Below are 15967 nucleotides of genomic sequence, written 5' to 3' on the forward strand. Positions count from 1 at the left end.
AGGCAGTGCTATAAATTGCCTGAATTTTTCCTTTGACTCACGCTGCTTCTGTATTGGCAACTCGCGCGGTTCGAATGAATAGTGCGCGCACTTTCTCCCAGAAGCTTCCTCCTAGCACGAAAAAGCTGCCAATCAGCATTGCATCACCCAGCACTTGTAGTTCCCAGAGGTTTGGTCTGAGGCCGGGCCAGAGGCTATCGATGTAGGGTTCAAGAAATCCTGAAATCAAAGGCAAACAGAACATGACGATACCAATGCTATGACGCACCGGGCCTACTTCTACGTCTTTGTCAGGGGCAAGCGAGGACGCGTAACCGAATAGGCTACGTTTTAACTGCTGAAATCCAGACTTGCCCATTATGGTGATTACAAGAACTAGCAGAACTTTATTGCTGATAAATAAGATGCCGGTCAGCGCTGCGATTTTTGAGCCTGGCACTCCAGTCGCCGCGAGGATCGGTACCATCAGCCAAGAGCCTGCCATTAAACAGATGATTGCAATACCCAATTTGAAACGCCAGTCGGCAGAATGGAGGGCAGCTGTACCCTGGGTAGAATTCATTTTCGTTACCTTTTCTTGTCTTTTTTAGCGGATTTTGTGACGCACGAAGATCGTAGCAGCTGGCGCGATAAAAGTGATAGCTTGAAGTACGGTTTTTGACAGTAAAGGATGACAACTCCATATAGTCATTGACATTATTTCACCCCATTTAGAGCAACTGCGCTCCATTGATCTTTCTGTATGGAAAACTCCCAATGCATTTAAGCGCAACCGTGCTGATACGGTCGAGCACTCTCATCTTAATTAGCGCTCTGGGCCTCAGCGGCTGCATACGGTTGGGACCGAATTTTCAGGTGCCCGGTGAGGCATGGGTTAACCACTGGAGTAGCCCATCTCTTGAGCAATCCAGTCAGCGTAGGGTTAGTCCGGATATCCGCCAGTGGTGGCAAGTTTTCGCCGATCCTGTGCTCGACCATCTGATTGCCGAAGCGGATGCGTACAACGCCAACCTGAAGATTGCTGGTCTGCGGGTGATGGAAGCTCGTGCCCAATTGGGCATTGCCCAGGCCGGGCTTTACCCGCAACTGCAGCAAGCCAGCGCCGACAGCCTGTACGTCAACCGCAGGCAATCCGGTGGGAGTAATCCTCAGAACAGCCATTTCTGGCAAAACAGTGCCGGGTTTGACGTTGGTTGGGAGTTGGACTTCTGGGGGCGCTTCAGTCGAGCGATTGAGTCGTCCGATGCCAGCTACTTTGCCGCCCAGGCCAACTATGAAGACGTACTCGTATTGCTGCGAGCTCAGGTCGCGGACACCTACTTTTCGCTGCGCACTACCGAGGCGCGATTGCGCGTTGCCCGGGAAAACGCCGCGCAGCAAAAACGTAACTTCGAGATCACCGAAAAACTGTTTAACAGTGGTCAGAATGCCGAACTCGACTTGCAACAGGCCAAGACCCAGTACCTGGGCACGCTGAGCAGCATCCCCAGCCTCGAAGACCAGGTGCAACGTACCCGCAATGTGCTGGCCGTGCTGATCGGCCAACCACCTGGCGCGTTACCACTGCTGGTCGAGAATGAAGGCCTGATCCCGCTGGTCGATCGAGCCGTGCTGCAGGATGTACCGGCCAACCTGCTGCTGCGTCGGCCCGATGTACGTGCCGCTGAACTCAATGTCGCGGCTCAGACGGCGCTGATCGGCGTGGCCGAAAGCGATTTCTATCCATCGTTGACCTTGCTCGGCAGCATCGTCTGGTCGGCCGACACATTGAATGGCACGTCCAAAGGGCTGGACGTGATCGGCGGCCCCAGTCTGCGCTGGAACCTGTTCGACCACGGCCAGATCAGCAACAACGTGCGCGTGCAGGATGCGCGGTTGCAGCAGCTGATCGAGGCGTACCGGGACAAGGTGCGCCAGGCTGCACGCGAGGCTGACGATGCCGCCAGCGGTCTGATCAAATCCCTGGAGCGTGAACGAATCCTGGGTGAGGCCGCAGTGGCCGCCAAACGTTCGCTGGTGCTGGCCAGCGCCCAGTACCGCGAAGGTTACTCAGACTTCCAGAGAGTGCTGGATGCGCAGCGTGCGCTGCTCGACCAACAGGACAACTACTTGATCGCGCGCAGCAACGCGGTGAGCAATCTGATTGCCCTGTACAAGGCACTGGGCGGTGGTTGGTACAGCGCTCAGCCGAAAGTGGATCAAGCTACTCGCCAACAAATGGAACAACGCACTAACTGGGGCGACTTGCTGAATGAGCCCGCAACTGCGCGGCCCGCCCTTCCAATGTCTTACAAGGTAAAAACCAATGAGTAAAGCCGCCCAGTCCTCGTCCGAGACACCTGTCGCCAATGCGCCAGAGTTGGCCCCCGACCCGGCAAAAAAAGGTATTAAGTGGGTGCTCCTGCTGATCGTTCTGAGCTTGGCCTGGTATCTATTGGCGGATCGCTTCACTCCCTATACACAACAGGCGCGTGTGGGGGTCTTTGTTGTTCCGGTAGCTTCGGAGGTGGCAGGTCGCGTAACCCGCGTGAACGTTCGCAACAACCAGGACGTTCAGGCCGGCGATGTGCTCTTTGAGGTCGATCCACAGCCGTACCAGATTGCCGTTGACCGGGCGCACGCTGACCTTGAATCGACGCGCCGGCAAATTGGTGCCAGTACCGCTGGCATTGCCTCGGCGCAAGCCTCTTTACGCGCCGCTCAAGCCAACGAACTCAAGACACAACAGGACAATCAGCGTTTGGAAGGCTTGTACCGCGATGACCCGGGCACCATTTCCGTGCGGCTGCTCGAAGTGTCTCGCGCCAACCGTGAACAGGCCGTCAGCCAGGTGGCCGCCGCCCGCGCCGAAGTTCAGCGTGCGCGCGAGCAGGAGGGAGGCAGCGACGAAGAGAACGCCAAACTGCGTAGCGCCGCCACCGCACTGTCAAAAGCCGAACTGGACCTGGCCAATACCCAAGTACGCGCGCGCTCGGCCGGACTGATCACCGACCTGCGTACCGATGCCGGACAATTTGCCGCTGCCGGTAGCCCGGTCATGACCCTGATTGCCATTCACGACGTATGGATCAGTGCGGATATGACCGAAAACAACCTCGGTCTGGTCAAGCCCGACACCCCGGTTGCCATCGTACTGGACGCTCTGCCGGGCGAGATCTTCGAGGGACATGTGCGCAGTGTCGGCTACGGTGTTAGCGCCGGCCAGGCGACGGCACCCGGCACCCTGCCCAGTGTAGAGAACAGCCGCGACTGGTTGCGTCCGGCCCAACGCTTTCCTGTGATTATCGAGTTTTCTACTGAGTCAGTGACGAAGCTGCGTGACAGTCGCGCCATCCGCGCCGGCGGGCAGGCCGAAATCATGGCGTTTCCTAGCCAAGGAAATCCGTTGAACCCGCTCGGCCGTTTGTTTGTGGCGCTGATGAGTTGGTTGTCGTATGCCTACTAAGCGCCCTCCGCGTGTTCAGCGAGTACTGCGCTTGGCCATGGGGACGGCGCTGTGCCTGGCCGTTAGTTTCGGCCTGGGATTGCCAATCCCATTCATCGCGCCGGTACTTTCTTTGCTACTCCTCGCGACACTCGATCGTCCATTACCGCTCAAGGCGGGATTGATACTCGCGTTGGTCGCAATGCTGACAACCGGCGTCGGTCTGCTGTTGATCCCCATCCTGCGTTATTACCCGCTCAGTGGTGTCCTGCTGATCGGTGCGGGGCTGTTTCTGGTTTTTCGCGCAGGTTTGCGCGGAGCCAACAACCTAATCGTCACGTTTCTGATCATCGGCCTTACCATGATTTCCTCGGCCGGCGTTGCCGATTTCGGATTGGCGATGATGGTCATCAGTGCGCTGGTCAAGGGTTTGATCCTGGCCGTCATCGTGGTGTCTTTCAGCCACTGGCTATTTCCTGAACCTGCCAATGCGCAGTCGCCACCGGCCGCCCCAGCCTTGCCGGTCGAGGAAGTCGGCAGGGTGGCGCTACGCGCAACCCTGATTGTGTTGCCGACATTCCTCTTGGCCTTAATTGATCCCGCCGGCTATTTGCCGATCATTCTCAAGGCTGTCAGTCTCGGTCAGCAGAGTTCCACAACGACCACCCGCAATGCCGGTCGTGAACTGGTCGGTTCGACCTTGCTTGGTGGTCTGCTGGCAGTCCTGTTCTGGTGCGCCCTCAGTCTGTTTGTCCATCTCTGGATGTTCTTTTTGTGGATGCTGCTTTTTGGCCTGGTGTTGGCGCGCAAGCTGTATGCCCTGAGCCCCACGCAACTAAGCCCTGGGTTCTGGCTCAATAGCATGATTACGATGATTATTCTGCTGGGTCAGTCGGTCCAGGACAGCGCGGCGGGCAAGGACGTGTACACGGCTTTCGCCGTGCGCATGGGACTGTTCATAATGGTCACCCTTTATGCTTGCCTGATGGTTCAATTGCTCGACCAACGCCGCGCGCCGCAGACTTTACTGACTATTAACGAATGAACGCACTCAGATCGGCGCCCAATTCGTTGATTGCTTGCGTAAAATCTTCAGTCCTGATTTGCGTAGAAGCGTTTTCCAGTTTTTTTCCAAACACCTTGCGCACAGCTCTCGCTACCGGCTCATTGGTGGCAGGGTCGAGCAAGACAGCTTCTACATACAATTCGGTATTTTGATCGCGGTGTCCGGTGACGGTACTGACTCCCCCCACCACTGCCGCTACAGGAATGATCTCATACCACTTCATGCCTTCGTTGGAGGCATTCACGCCGGTAATCGCAGCTTTCATGACCAGAGGATGCGCATTGGGAGGCAAGGGCTGTAAGGTATTGGATACCCTGTATTGCTTGGACAGTGCTGCAATGACAGCTTGATTGGCCGTCTGCTGAAGTTGCATGAATGTCTGCATGTTCACGCGATCCGTCGCCTTGGGTGCGGGAAATAGTTCCAACCCGTCGAAGTCAACCGTATCAAATGCCGCAGGACTAAACGTTGGGGAAACCCAGCGAAGTGTCGGCGCGCCTGTGGCAGAAACCGACGGCTGCAATAAGTCATAACGATCCAGGTAACCAGAGTACTGGTCTACTTCAGTGACCTTGGAAACGCAGCCGCTGAGCATCATTGCGCTCAGTACTACCCCAGAAAGCCAATAGCGTGATGTATCCATGGTGAGTCCTGTATTGGTAAGGAGTATCGATCCTTGAAGTCGGGTCAACAAACGCTCGTCCTTGATTTTGTAGTTTGCCGGAACACCAAATTGACCGCTGTACAGCATAGTCGTGTAAGGATGGGTAGCAATCGATCCAAATTGACCATAAGAGAACTGTTCTTCAGGACATTAGGAGCGTCGCCTCTCATGCCGGGCATCCCGCTCATCGATAGAACCGACCAGCGACCAGTCCAACTGTTGAAAGAAGCCGTTCGCCCTGATGTCCTCATGACCTTCTGTTACCAGTCAGATGGTCTCGTGGTCATGGAAAAGAACCTTCTGCGCCGCCGCCATTAATAACCGACCTAGTCCAAAGTCTTTAAAGCTCTGGACGGACGAAGAGAGCGAAACCTCCCCCTCGTCACCGTAAATCAAGGTGAGTCCGGCCGATACCTCTCTACTTTTGCGATCCATGCACAAGGCCCACACTCAATGGGTTCGGTCAGCGTGGCAGCGGTTATGCCCAGCGCAGTCTGCTGCTCGCATGAGAGGTGATTCTGGACTACGTATGTTCGGATGTCGAAGGAACCTTCGATACCTGAGTATCAAGAAATCGATGCATTACGGCCAAAGTGAGCTGTGCAATGCTTTACTCAAGTGCATTAGGACGCAACGATGAAAGGCAACATTTCCTCGGCGATCTTGCCGACGAATCTATAGGGATGGCTGATTCTTGATGGCTCTAGCCGCGACCTGGGGACTCGTTTGAATTGATCAATCACGTGATCATCCCAGCCTGGGCGACGACCTCGTCGATTGCGGGGTGCGATCAACCACGCCGACGTCATTGCGGTTGCCTCGTCGCGATCAATGCACGAAGTCCTGCCGACAGTTGCCGGTGACCTGAGTAGTAGAGGCGTGCTGCGGGTTGTCCGATTGAACAGGCGAACGCCCAGTCGTTGCTCTAGTGTCTTCACCGAATGACTGATAGCCGATTGAGTTATGTCGAGTTCCGTTGCTGCTGCGCGAAAGTGGTGCGGTGTTGCTGCTGGACTATTTCTCCGAGCAACGCGGACACAACTAACTGAAGTGGTTACAGACGCTGTGAGTCAGCTCGAATAGCCTTCAGCCTCACTCTCTTTGATAAGTGCATCAATAAGCGCTAGCTCTAGTGAAGCTTTCGGCAAAACCGGATTGATCATGGAGAGTCTGCACGGGATGCAATGCATGCAACGTCCATAGCTATGAATTTCCGTTTATGGCCCCCTCCTCGTTGCAAGCCCCCTTCGCTTAGGCGCCCATGACGACTACACACATATATATTCAGCCTCTAACTGCGGCATCGACTCGATGCTGGGCTATTCGCGAGTCGGCTCCCAATCTCGTTTACGTGCTTTACGCACCTGGCCATTAAAGGGTTTTGCCAAAGCCGGTTCGACCGGCTTGCCAGTGCTCGGCGTAGCGCCGATCGAGTACCGTGGGTCATCGGTGTTCGCAGATAAACATCGACACTTTTACAGATACTTCCGCTTGGGGCTTGTGTGATGGGCTTGTCGCTCTATAGTCTGCAGGCGTCCTTTGCTGCTCGTGGACTTTTGCGAGGTCTTACTTCCAATACCGCTGGATAAAACGGGTTATGCACAAGATGTGGAAAAGGTACGTGAAATTGTTGAGCAATGACCTCAATGCTCAGATTTTCGACAACATCAAAAACCTACTGGTCTGCGCGTTCCTGTTTGCGGTGGGCACGGCTGCCTTGCATGGCGATCATCACGTATTCATGGGGTTGTTTGCGTCAAACCTAGCAGGTTGGGGATTGATTGCGGTGTCGGTGCTGTTGACGTTGCTTAATGTCAGCGATGGATTGAACAAGCTGGCCGGACTTCGCTATCACGCCACTTTGCAAGTCATAGTGTGTCTGGTTTATGTCATTTTTGCATTGCGTGTTGTTGAGGTTGTCTGGGATTTTCGGCTCGATTGAAATTTCGATGCTCCCCCCGATATTTACAATTTTTCAAGCGAGACTAGGGTGGTGGTATTTTCGGGTATTTGGCTTAGGCAGTGATTTAGATGACTCGCCGTTCGGATGAACAGCGCGTGAGGATGAGAGGTTGAGCCGGATGCCCAAATGGCGCTTGATCGACGAAGGCGAGCCCAAAGAACCTATTGCAGGGCACTACCAACAGTAACTCTGTCATTTATGCAACACTTTCAAACCACAGGAGTAAAAGCGGCATGAGTATTTCGTGTAAGACGTTGATTGGTGTTGCATTGGGTAGCCTGTTACTGGGTGGCTGCGTTTCAAAAGTTACGGAAAAGGAGCAGTTCTCCGGCTTTCTGCCTGATTACCAAGGGTTGCAGGAGACTACTTCTGCGTCGGGCGAGCCAGTGTTGCGTTGGGTGGCGAAAGGCTTCAAGCCTAGTGCGTACTCCACGGTTGTGTTCAAACAGTTAGAGTTGTACCCGACACCCAAACCTACCGAACGGGTCAACCAGAAAACATTGCAAGAGTTACGCTCACTGACCAGTAGCGGTGTCGAGAGCGTGTTGAAGCAGAAGTATCAGGTTGTATCGAGTCGGAGTGCGGTCCCCGCCGATTCTCGTACCTTGATCTTGAGTGCGGCGATCACCGGGGTGTCGGCGTCTACTCAAGGGATGCGTTGGTATGAAGTGCTTCCAGTGACGGCAGCGGTCGGGGCGGTCTCGGCGGCGACGGGTAAGCGTGATCAGGATACGGTGTTGTATATCGAGGCTGATCTGGTAGATGCACAGACTGGATTGCCAGTGGTGAAAGTTGTGCGCAAGGTTTTCGGTGCATCGCTGGATGACGACCAGCAAATGATTACCACCAACGACTTCAAAGCCGCCATCAAAGGACTGACGAACGATATGACCAAGTTCATCCAGTAAGTCCAAAGACGTCTGATAACACCACTGCACCCTGTGAGGCTCGGTCTCACAGGGTGTTTTTGTGTGGACACATAGTTGGGTGCGTGATGTAGAAGGAGTCCCAGTGGTAAATAGGGGGGTCTATGTTTTCCCCGGCTAATGGCTGGCATTTTATGCGGCTGATTGCAGTCTTGAGGAAGGTCTGAAGTGGTCACCGATGTTTTGATGTCCATTCATTGGGCGCTCAAAAAATCGGTGACCTGCCAAAAATCAGGCTTTGGCGCTTTTTAATTCATGTCTTTTCCTTAAATCGCGCCTTTTCTCGGCGCATTTCAAGCATCACAGGCACACCTCTCCTACATTCAACAACGCTTTCGCACCATCCACAGATTCGACAACACGAACAACGTCGTCTTCTGATCGATGTTTTTCGTCAGACCATGGAAGCGCACTTTCGTATAATCGAACGGGCGCTTGATGACCCGAAACGGGTGCTCAACCTTGGCTCTGAGCTGGGCTCTGGTGTATTCAATTTTGCGACGCAGACGACCGATCAAACTCTCCTTATCGTGCTTTTTATGGGTGTTGGGCCGCGCCGTAATCGACCAGATCATCTTATTACGGTTTTGGTGCTCTGGAAGCTTGTCCACGCCCGTGTAACCTGCATCACCAGACTAAGTTCGTCCAAACGTCTGCTATGGGTCCAGGCTGTGTGAAAACGCATGCGTCGTTTTGAAGTCTGCGTAGCTACGTAAAATCTGTCGCTGTTTGGCTAGTCCGCAGACCTGAAGTTTACGTAGGAACGCGATTTTCGCTCCGATTCTGACTGTCAAACTTGCTCTAAAACGTTTTCACACAGCCTGGGTCGTTTTCAGCCGGTCGCGACAGGCAGAAATCGGCCAGAAGCGGACGCTCGCCAAGGGACAGCTTCGGGCCACAAGCAGCCTTGCCTTAAAAATTCCTGATAGGCATATTTACTTGATATCAGTAAAAATTTAGGCGAGATGACATGACACTGTCTAAAGGCAATATCATAAAGCTAATCAGCGCTGACCAAGCAAAGGTAGTACTCTCTGATTGGCTGAACTCTCGAGAGGCGGCACCGGGAGATATCGCTTTGGTGGAAGAAGTCTCTATCGCAGAAGATGGGCGCTTCGTTCGCCTACTATGTGAGAACCCTCCAGGTTTTCTAGAGTGGCGAACGTGTTTTTATGAGGCAGGGCTGACCTATGAGCTGCTTCTTGACCGCACTGACATCGCCTCTTGATTCTTTGCATTAAAACAAAGGAAAACAAAGGGGACTGATTTATTTTCGGACAAACAAAGGGGCTGATTTATTTTCAATAAACAAACAAAGAAAATAAATCAGCCCCCTTTGAATTCACAGCCAAGGCTGATTTCGTGGAGACTGGGCGCCTGCCGCATCGGCAAGCTGAAAGTTAACTATTCGTTGGATCTTATTTCAGGAAGTAGCAGGCTTTATGGAGACATCATTTGCTGATCTTTTGAGCTCTTCGACTCAGGGGGCTTATAGGGTTAACACTTTGCTAACCCGCATTGGTACCGACGGTGACCTTGAGCCTGAGCATGGTGAACCCTTCACAGCTGCGATAGCACTTCACGTCCATGAGTATATTCATTCGTTACACAATATAAGTACCGATGTTGGCTTCGAGTTGCTCTATTCAAGCCTTGTGCTCCTCCCTTCGTTCGTGACCAAGACCGATGAACATGGACATTTTCATGCAGAAGCGGAAGCCCTAGGCATGAAAGAGCAGTTCGACTTTTGGGCCACCATCACCCAAGCCCTCCGTGGTACAAGCGTCAAGGCTGCGTCCTTACCGAAGACCGTAGACTCTTGGTGCTTTTCGCCTATCCGTTCCAAAGTTTTTAACTTGGGATTGGATACTAAGAAAGCATTTGAGACCAAAGGTTTGAGTATAACCTTAACAAGCGCAGGCTGCGTGCATGATGTAGATATAAGTAATATCGGTTTTGATTTTCTTACCGAAGGAGTTGCATACGAGGTAGATCGTGAGGTGAGGCGAAATAGCGGAGTTCCTGATTTTCAGTTGGACTTGAATATGCCTCTGCATCCTTATCTTTCGTACAGGAAGGTTGTTGATCACCTTATCGGTAGAGAAAGTTCTGCAGTAGAGCGTATCAAGGTTGGTGTCTGCGCACTCCTGACGCCTGTGCCATCAAATGGTTTTTTTGAAGCATGCGAGGCAGTAAGCTCAGACGCATTCGAGGCTTTCGAGAAGCTGACTTTGAAGAGATTTAGGGAGTCCGCTGACAGAAAAATCGAAAGGGTCGAACAACTTATGAAGTTTTTCCCCGGCGAAGATGTGATGGCGAAAGGCTTTTCAATAGTGCTGCACTTAATTTGGTCAGGTCTTAACGTGCGAAGGGTAAGACCATACTTAGAATTAGAGTTTCTGAAAGAACCTCTCAGTGGTGACGGGTTTAAATCAATCGTGGCGCGAATGCAGGATCATTGTGTACTTCAGCAAAAGCCGGAGGGCAAAATTGATTTGTACTGGGGAGGGAGGGATGTCGTCGGAGTTGACGACAGTACTCTGCAATGTTTGGGAGCATTTCAAGCGTCGCTTTATTTCACTCAGCTACATCTCGACGCGGAAGCACGACACCACTCCACCAGCTCTTTGCCCGAGTCGAAATGTCCGTTCAAAGGGGCTTGTGCTGCCGAGGAGAATCAGGCCAACCCAGAGCTTTGTGAGATCGCTCCATGGAAACAGTACATGATTGGTGTCAATGCACAGCCCGGTGAGCAGGGTTGCTGGTATGGCGTTGGGGTCAGAGCATTGGCTAGGAAACCTATCCGAGGCCAAGCTTGATGCGAAGGATCGTGTGATCGGGGTTTGCAGGGTTATCGATGAAGGGAGAAGGGCCAACAGTGGCTAAACGGGCTGCGGTGCAATGACAAGACTGCTCTTTGCTAGGCAGCTCAATTGCTGATGGGCTGTCCTTACTGGCGGGGTTGCTTATACCGGCTGTGGTAGGTTACTTCAGACTGCGCCAGACATCAGGCCCGAGGCTTCGCCATTAGTAATACGCACGGACTTGTCTCACTGTGTTTCACCCTCAGCGCCCCCTTTCAGCAGCGTGACCACCAACTGTGCAGCGGCTTGCGGCGGTACAGCCGGAATCCTTCCCCCTTTCGGCGGCGTGTGCGCCAACCGTGCAGCGGCTTGCGGCGGTACAGCCGGAATCCTTCCCCCTTTCGGCGGCGTGAGCGCCAACCGTGCAGCGGCTTGCGGCGGTACAGCCGGAATCCTTCCCCCTATTTCATCACGGAGGCTATTTCAGACTGTGCCGGACATAAGGCCCGGAGGCTTCGCCATAGTTGTAGCGAAACGAGATTGACCCCGCAGTCGTGACGGCCACGTAGAGGCCATCGCGGTCGTTCACTTTGTAGAGTTTTTCTTTAGGTTTCAGATTTCGCAGCTTGGTATCGGTCAGCATGGGGCGTGCAGATTCCGTTCAAAAAATACCATGCTCAGAAAGCAATCCCAAAACCGTATGAAAGCCCAATGAAACCTGGCGGATGATGAGATTTGATACCATGCCGCTGCCTACAGAGGCGACATGGTATCGACCACCGAGCATGGCATTAGGCTCAGTCAGTACCCCATACCATGCCACACAAACACGGTGCTTGGCGATGCGCAAAGCTGCCAGTATTTGCCAGACCCAAAAAGCCAAAAGCCCGCAATTACGCGGGCTTCAGGGAATTTCTTGCTAGGTGGTGCCGGACAATGCCGGACGCCCAATCACTCCCACTCAATCGTCGCTGGCGGCTTGCTCGACACGTCGTAAGTAACGCGGGAGATGCCTTCGATTTCATTGATGATGCGGCCGCTGACGGTTTCCAGCAGCTCGTAAGGTAGGTGTGCCCAACGCGCGGTCATGAAGTCGATGGTTTCCACGGCACGCAGGGCAACCACCCAAGCGTAACGACGGCCATCGCCGACCACGCCAACCGATTTCACCGGCTGGAACACCACGAACGCCTGGCTGACCTTGTGGTACCAGTCGGCCTTGCGCAGTTCTTCGATGAAGATGTGGTCGGCGCGACGCAGCAGGTCGGCGTATTCCTTCTTCACTTCACCGAGGATCCGCACGCCCAGGCCCGGGCCCGGGAACGGGTGACGGTAGACCATGTCGTACGGCAGGCCGAGTTCCAGGCCCAGACGACGGACTTCGTCCTTGAACAGCTCGCGCAGGGGTTCAACCAGCTTGAGGTTCATTTCTTCCGGCAGGCCACCCACGTTGTGGTGCGACTTGATGACGTGAGCCTTGCCGCTTTTGGCGCCAGCCGACTCGATCACGTCCGGGTAGATGGTGCCCTGGGCGAGGTACTTGATGTTGTCGAGCTTGCAGGATTCGGCATCGAATACGTCGATGAAGGTACGGCCGATGATCTTGCGCTTCTTCTCCGGGTCGGACTCGCCGGCCAGATTATCGAGGAACTGGTCGGCAGCATTGGCGCGGATCACCTTGACGCCCATGTTCTCGGCGAACATGGCCATCACTTGCTCGCCTTCGTGCAGACGCAGCAGACCGTTGTCGACGAAGACGCAGGTCAGCTGGTCGCCGATGGCTTTGTGCAGCAGCGCGGCAACGACCGAGGAGTCCACACCGCCGGACAGGCCGAGCAGTACGTTGTCGGTGCCGACCTGGGCGCGAATGTTGGCGATGGCGTCTTCAGCGATTTTCGAAGGCGTCCACAGGGCTTCACAGCCGCAGATGTCGAGGATGAAGCGCGAGAGGATGCGACCGCCCTGCTTGGTGTGGGTCACTTCCGGGTGGAACTGCACGCCGTAGTAGCCGCGAGCGTCGTCGAACATGCCGGCAATCGGGCAGCTCGGGGTGCTGGCCAGGATATGGAATTCCTGCGGCATCTTGGTGACTTTGTCACCGTGGCTCATCCAAACGTCGAGGCCGAACAGGCCATCGGCGTCGATGTGGTCTTCGATACCGTCGAGCAGACGGCTTTTGCCGACCACGTCAACGCGGGCATAGCCGAACTCACGCAGCTCGGAACCTTCAACCTTGCCGCCCAGCTGTTCAGCCATGGTCTGCATGCCGTAGCAGATACCGAAAACCGGTACGCCCAGGTCGAACACAGCTTGCGGTGCGCGCGGGCTGTCGGCGACGTGCACGGACTCGGGGCCGCCGGCGAGGATGATCCCTTTCGGTGCGAATTCGCGAATCGCTTCGTCGTCCATGTCGAACGGATGCAGTTCGCAGTACACGCCGATTTCACGCACACGGCGGGCAATCAGCTGGGTGTACTGGGAACCGAAGTCGAGGATCAGGATGCGGTGAGCGTGAATGTCGAGGGCCATGGGGTCAGTCTCGTCTATGCAATTCGGGTGAAGAGAATCAGAAACAACTCGGGGCTGAATAAAACAGCCCCGGTTACTTAACTTTTTGCTGGAAGGCTCAACCTACGCGGTAGTTTGGCGCTTCTTTGGTGATCTGTACGTCGTGGACGTGGGACTCGGCCATGCCAGCACCGGTGATCCGCACGAACTCAGGCTTGGTGCGCATTTCTTCGATGTCGGCACTGCCGGTGTAACCCATCGAGGAACGCAGGCCGCCCATCAGTTGATGGATGATGGCGCTCAGGGTGCCCTTGTAAGGCACACGCCCTTCGATCCCTTCAGGTACAAGCTTCTCGGCGCCTGCCGAGGAGTCCTGGAAGTAACGGTCGGAGGAACCTTGAGCCTGGGACATGGCGCCCAGCGAACCCATGCCACGGTAAGCCTTGTACGAACGACCCTGGAACAGTTCGATTTCGCCTGGTGCTTCTTCAGTACCGGCGAACATCGAGCCCATCATCACGCAGGAAGCACCGGCCACGATGGCCTTGGACAGGTCACCGGAGAAACGGATGCCGCCGTCGGCGATCAACGGAACACCGGTGCCTTCAAGGGCAGCGGCGACGTTGGCGATGGCACTGATTTGCGGGACGCCGACACCGGCGACGATGCGAGTGGTGCAGATCGAGCCAGGGCCGATACCGACCTTGACGGCGTCAGCGCCCGCTTCGGCCAAAGCCTTGGCGGCAGCGCCGGTGGCGATGTTGCCGCCGATGACCTGCACTTCAGGGAAATTCTGTTTGACCCAGCGAACGCGGTCGATCACACCTTTGGAGTGACCATGAGCGGTATCGACGACCACCACATCAACACCGGCATTGACCAGAGCGGCTACTCGGTCACCGGTGTCTTTACCGGTACCGACAGCAGCGCCCACACGCAGACGACCTTGATCGTCCTTGCTGGCGAGTGGGTAAGCCTTGGCTTTTTCGATGTCGTTGACGGTCATCATGCCTTTGAGGGCAAACTTGTCGTCGACGATCAGCACGCGTTCGATGCGGTGTTTGTGCAACAGTTCGCGAACGTCGTTCTTGTCGGCGCCTTCCTTGACCGTGACCAGACGCTCTTTAGGCGTCATCACTTCACGGACGGAGACGTCCATACGATTCTCGAAACGCACGTCACGGGAAGTGACGATGCCGACGAGGTCGCCATCGTGCAGCACCGGAACGCCGGAAATGTTGTGCATGCGGGTCAGTTCGAACAGTTCACGAACCGTGGCGTCAGCCTCGATGGTGATCGGGTCCTTGACCACGCCGGCTTCGTAACGCTTGACCTTGCGAACTTCGGCAGCTTGCTGCTCGATGGTCATGTTCTTGTGGATAATGCCGATGCCACCTTCCTGAGCCATGGCAATTGCCAGTCGGGCTTCAGTGACGGTGTCCATGGCGGCAGAAACCAGAGGAATATTCAGCTCGATGCCACGGGTTAGGCGGGTCTTGAGACTGACTTCGTTAGGAAGTACCTCGGAATAACCAGGCACTAAGAGAATGTCGTCGAATGTCAGAGCTTCTTGGCTGATACGCAGCATCGCGGGGGCTCCCGAGCGGGAAAATGGAAGCGCGCCATTATAGTCAGACACCCCCTCGGGTTCAATGTAAAACTCTGTCTATTATTGGCATTACTGATATACGGGAATTACAGCTATGGGTGGATTACTGTTTTTTGTAGGAGCGAGCTTGCTCCGGGCGGCGTTCCGACGATGAATTTGAAGGTGGCATTTGTTCGCAGACTGCCCGCGTCATCGTTCACGTCCATCGCGAGCAAGCTCGCTCCTACAATTCAACCTTGACCCAACTCACGGGCTGATCGAGCCAATCGGCAAACTCATCGATAAAGCTCTGCTTGAACCCGGCCTCGGCCCAGTTGTTGAAGATGAATCCCAGGTTGGAAAAGCCGCATTCCTGCAAGAAAAGAAACCCGTTGATGTCATCTTCATGCCCGCATTCCGGGCAGGTGAAGTTGTCGGTGCGCCCCGGCATCCACTCTTCCAGGCTTTCGAACAGCGCTTCGCCGATTTCCTTGCGGCATTCGGCACAACCCGCTTCGCCCAGAAAGCCCTTGGCCGGGGTGTAGATGCAGCGTTTGGTGATGATCTCCAGGCCATTGACCGATTCACCGAACGGCAGCGCCTCTGGGTGCAGGACCACGGCGCGCGCACCGTCGGCGAGTGCGTGGCCCATGCGATTACCTGTGCGGCCGCAGGTGGTCAGTTCTTCCTTGATGATGTTCTTGCGCACCAGCCACCGCACGACCGCCCGGGCCCGGGGTTCGTGCACCGGTAATGTGGAGATTTTCGGGACGATGATGCTTTGGGAATTCATGGGTACAGGCCTACCAATACTGAATAATCCACCCTTGTGGGAGCGAGCCTTTGTGGTGAGGGGATTTAGCGAAACGTCGCACCGCCCCGTTGGGTCGCGAAGCGGCCCCAGCACTTCAAAGTCCAATCGCATTAATGAGCTGACGTCTGCTTCGCAGCCGAACGGGGATAAATCCCCTCGCCACAAAGGCTCGCTCCCACAGGATTTGCGGCCGGCAGCTTAATCCCTGAG

General features: G+C 54.9%; 13 protein-coding genes and 2 pseudogenes. 7 read left to right on the forward strand and 8 right to left on the reverse strand.

Annotation, left to right across the window (positions count from 1 at the left end; genetic code table 11):
• Window positions 1–37: 37 nt before the first annotated feature.
• Window positions 38–562: a transporter suffix domain-containing protein gene (locus JFU37_RS07385; RefSeq protein ID WP_201114616.1), complete on the reverse strand. Its 525-nt coding sequence runs from the start codon at window positions 560–562 to the stop codon at window positions 38–40.
• Window positions 563–756: 194 nt separating this feature from the next.
• Between JFU37_RS07385 and JFU37_RS07390 the strand changes: the two genes are divergently transcribed.
• From JFU37_RS07390 to JFU37_RS07400, 3 genes are read left to right on the forward strand one after another with little or no spacing between them, the layout of a single operon-like run.
• Window positions 757–2313, forward strand: a complete 1557-nt coding sequence (locus JFU37_RS07390) for an efflux transporter outer membrane subunit (RefSeq protein ID WP_201114618.1) — start codon at window positions 757–759, stop codon at window positions 2311–2313.
• A complete protein-coding gene (locus JFU37_RS07395) occupies window positions 2306–3445 on the forward strand; it encodes an HlyD family secretion protein (protein WP_201114620.1) in 1140 nt (379 codons plus the stop codon). Before JFU37_RS07390 ends, JFU37_RS07395 begins: the two co-directional genes overlap by 8 nt.
• The gene (locus tag JFU37_RS07400) at window positions 3435–4469 is read left to right on the forward strand and encodes a DUF2955 domain-containing protein (RefSeq protein ID WP_201114622.1); all 1035 of its coding nucleotides are present in this window, start codon (window positions 3435–3437) and stop codon (window positions 4467–4469) included. The genes JFU37_RS07395 and JFU37_RS07400 overlap by 11 nt, the downstream gene beginning before the upstream one ends.
• Here JFU37_RS07400 and JFU37_RS07405 read toward each other — a convergent pair.
• Complete coding sequence (locus tag JFU37_RS07405) at window positions 4459–5133, reverse strand: DUF3313 domain-containing protein (protein WP_201114624.1); 675 nt, start codon at window positions 5131–5133, stop codon at window positions 4459–4461. The genes JFU37_RS07400 and JFU37_RS07405 overlap by 11 nt on opposite strands.
• Before the next feature lie 893 nt (window positions 5134–6026).
• Window positions 6027–6146 (reverse strand): annotated as a pseudogene (locus JFU37_RS30610) (LysR family transcriptional regulator); the annotation flags it as partial.
• 605 nt (window positions 6147–6751) lie between these two features.
• Between JFU37_RS30610 and JFU37_RS07415 the strand changes: the two are divergent.
• Window positions 6752–7096 (forward strand): hypothetical protein, encoded by a 345-nt coding sequence (locus tag JFU37_RS07415; protein ID WP_201114627.1) that lies wholly within the window; start codon window positions 6752–6754, stop codon window positions 7094–7096.
• A 254-nt stretch (window positions 7097–7350) separates the two neighbouring features.
• Complete coding sequence (locus tag JFU37_RS07420; RefSeq protein ID WP_201114629.1) at window positions 7351–8025, forward strand: DUF3313 domain-containing protein; 675 nt, start codon at window positions 7351–7353, stop codon at window positions 8023–8025.
• 318 nt (window positions 8026–8343) lie between these two features.
• On the opposite strand, the pseudogene JFU37_RS07425 reads toward JFU37_RS07420, so the two are convergent.
• A pseudogene (locus tag JFU37_RS07425) lies at window positions 8344–8672 on the reverse strand (transposase); the annotation flags it as partial.
• Between the two features lie 341 nt (window positions 8673–9013).
• On the opposite strand from JFU37_RS07425, the gene JFU37_RS07430 reads away from it, so the two are divergent.
• Complete coding sequence (locus JFU37_RS07430; RefSeq protein ID WP_201114631.1) at window positions 9014–9271, forward strand: hypothetical protein; 258 nt, start codon at window positions 9014–9016, stop codon at window positions 9269–9271.
• Between the two features lie 214 nt (window positions 9272–9485).
• On the forward strand, window positions 9486–10862 hold the full coding sequence (locus JFU37_RS07435; protein WP_201114633.1) for a hypothetical protein: 1377 nt from the start codon (window positions 9486–9488) through the stop codon (window positions 10860–10862).
• A 463-nt stretch (window positions 10863–11325) separates the two neighbouring features.
• Here JFU37_RS07435 and JFU37_RS07440 read toward each other — a convergent pair whose 3' ends face one another.
• The 4 genes from JFU37_RS07440 to JFU37_RS07455 all read right to left on the reverse strand — a co-directional run bounded on the left by JFU37_RS07440 (window position 11326) and on the right by JFU37_RS07455 (window position 15736).
• Window positions 11326–11490: an Arm DNA-binding domain-containing protein gene (locus tag JFU37_RS07440; protein ID WP_274609928.1), complete on the reverse strand. Its 165-nt coding sequence runs from the start codon at window positions 11488–11490 to the stop codon at window positions 11326–11328.
• A gap of 308 nt (window positions 11491–11798) precedes the next feature.
• Window positions 11799–13376, reverse strand: a complete 1578-nt coding sequence (guaA, locus tag JFU37_RS07445; RefSeq protein WP_201114635.1) for a glutamine-hydrolyzing GMP synthase — start codon at window positions 13374–13376, stop codon at window positions 11799–11801.
• Between the two features lie 97 nt (window positions 13377–13473).
• Complete coding sequence (guaB, locus tag JFU37_RS07450) at window positions 13474–14943, reverse strand: IMP dehydrogenase (protein WP_201114639.1); 1470 nt, start codon at window positions 14941–14943, stop codon at window positions 13474–13476.
• A gap of 244 nt (window positions 14944–15187) precedes the next feature.
• Complete coding sequence (locus JFU37_RS07455) at window positions 15188–15736, reverse strand: sugar ABC transporter ATPase (protein ID WP_201114641.1); 549 nt, start codon at window positions 15734–15736, stop codon at window positions 15188–15190.
• Window positions 15737–15967: the final 231 nt, after the last annotated feature.

The organism is Pseudomonas sp. TH41, assembly GCF_016650695.1.
Lineage (GTDB): Bacteria > Pseudomonadota > Gammaproteobacteria > Pseudomonadales > Pseudomonadaceae > Aquipseudomonas.

Excerpts from the sequence above, each read along its gene's own strand:
- JFU37_RS07385 (WP_201114616.1), bottom strand. The coding sequence starts at position 562 with ATGAATTCTACCCAGGGTACAGCTGCCCTCCATTCTGCCGACTGGCGT.
- JFU37_RS07390 (WP_201114618.1), top strand. The coding sequence starts at position 757 with ATGCATTTAAGCGCAACCGTGCTGATACGGTCGAGCACTCTCATCTTA.
- JFU37_RS07395 (WP_201114620.1), top strand. The coding sequence starts at position 2,306 with ATGAGTAAAGCCGCCCAGTCCTCGTCCGAGACACCTGTCGCCAATGCG.
- JFU37_RS07400 (WP_201114622.1), top strand. The coding sequence starts at position 3,435 with ATGCCTACTAAGCGCCCTCCGCGTGTTCAGCGAGTACTGCGCTTGGCC.
- JFU37_RS07405 (WP_201114624.1), bottom strand. The coding sequence starts at position 5,133 with ATGGATACATCACGCTATTGGCTTTCTGGGGTAGTACTGAGCGCAATG.
- JFU37_RS07415 (WP_201114627.1), top strand. The coding sequence starts at position 6,752 with ATGCACAAGATGTGGAAAAGGTACGTGAAATTGTTGAGCAATGACCTC.
- JFU37_RS07420 (WP_201114629.1), top strand. The coding sequence starts at position 7,351 with ATGAGTATTTCGTGTAAGACGTTGATTGGTGTTGCATTGGGTAGCCTG.
- JFU37_RS07430 (WP_201114631.1), top strand. The coding sequence starts at position 9,014 with ATGACACTGTCTAAAGGCAATATCATAAAGCTAATCAGCGCTGACCAA.
- JFU37_RS07435 (WP_201114633.1), top strand. The coding sequence starts at position 9,486 with ATGGAGACATCATTTGCTGATCTTTTGAGCTCTTCGACTCAGGGGGCT.
- JFU37_RS07440 (WP_274609928.1), bottom strand. The coding sequence starts at position 11,490 with ATGCTGACCGATACCAAGCTGCGAAATCTGAAACCTAAAGAAAAACTC.
- guaA (WP_201114635.1), bottom strand. The coding sequence starts at position 13,376 with ATGGCCCTCGACATTCACGCTCACCGCATCCTGATCCTCGACTTCGGT.
- guaB (WP_201114639.1), bottom strand. The coding sequence starts at position 14,943 with ATGCTGCGTATCAGCCAAGAAGCTCTGACATTCGACGACATTCTCTTA.
- JFU37_RS07455 (WP_201114641.1), bottom strand. The coding sequence starts at position 15,736 with ATGAATTCCCAAAGCATCATCGTCCCGAAAATCTCCACATTACCGGTG.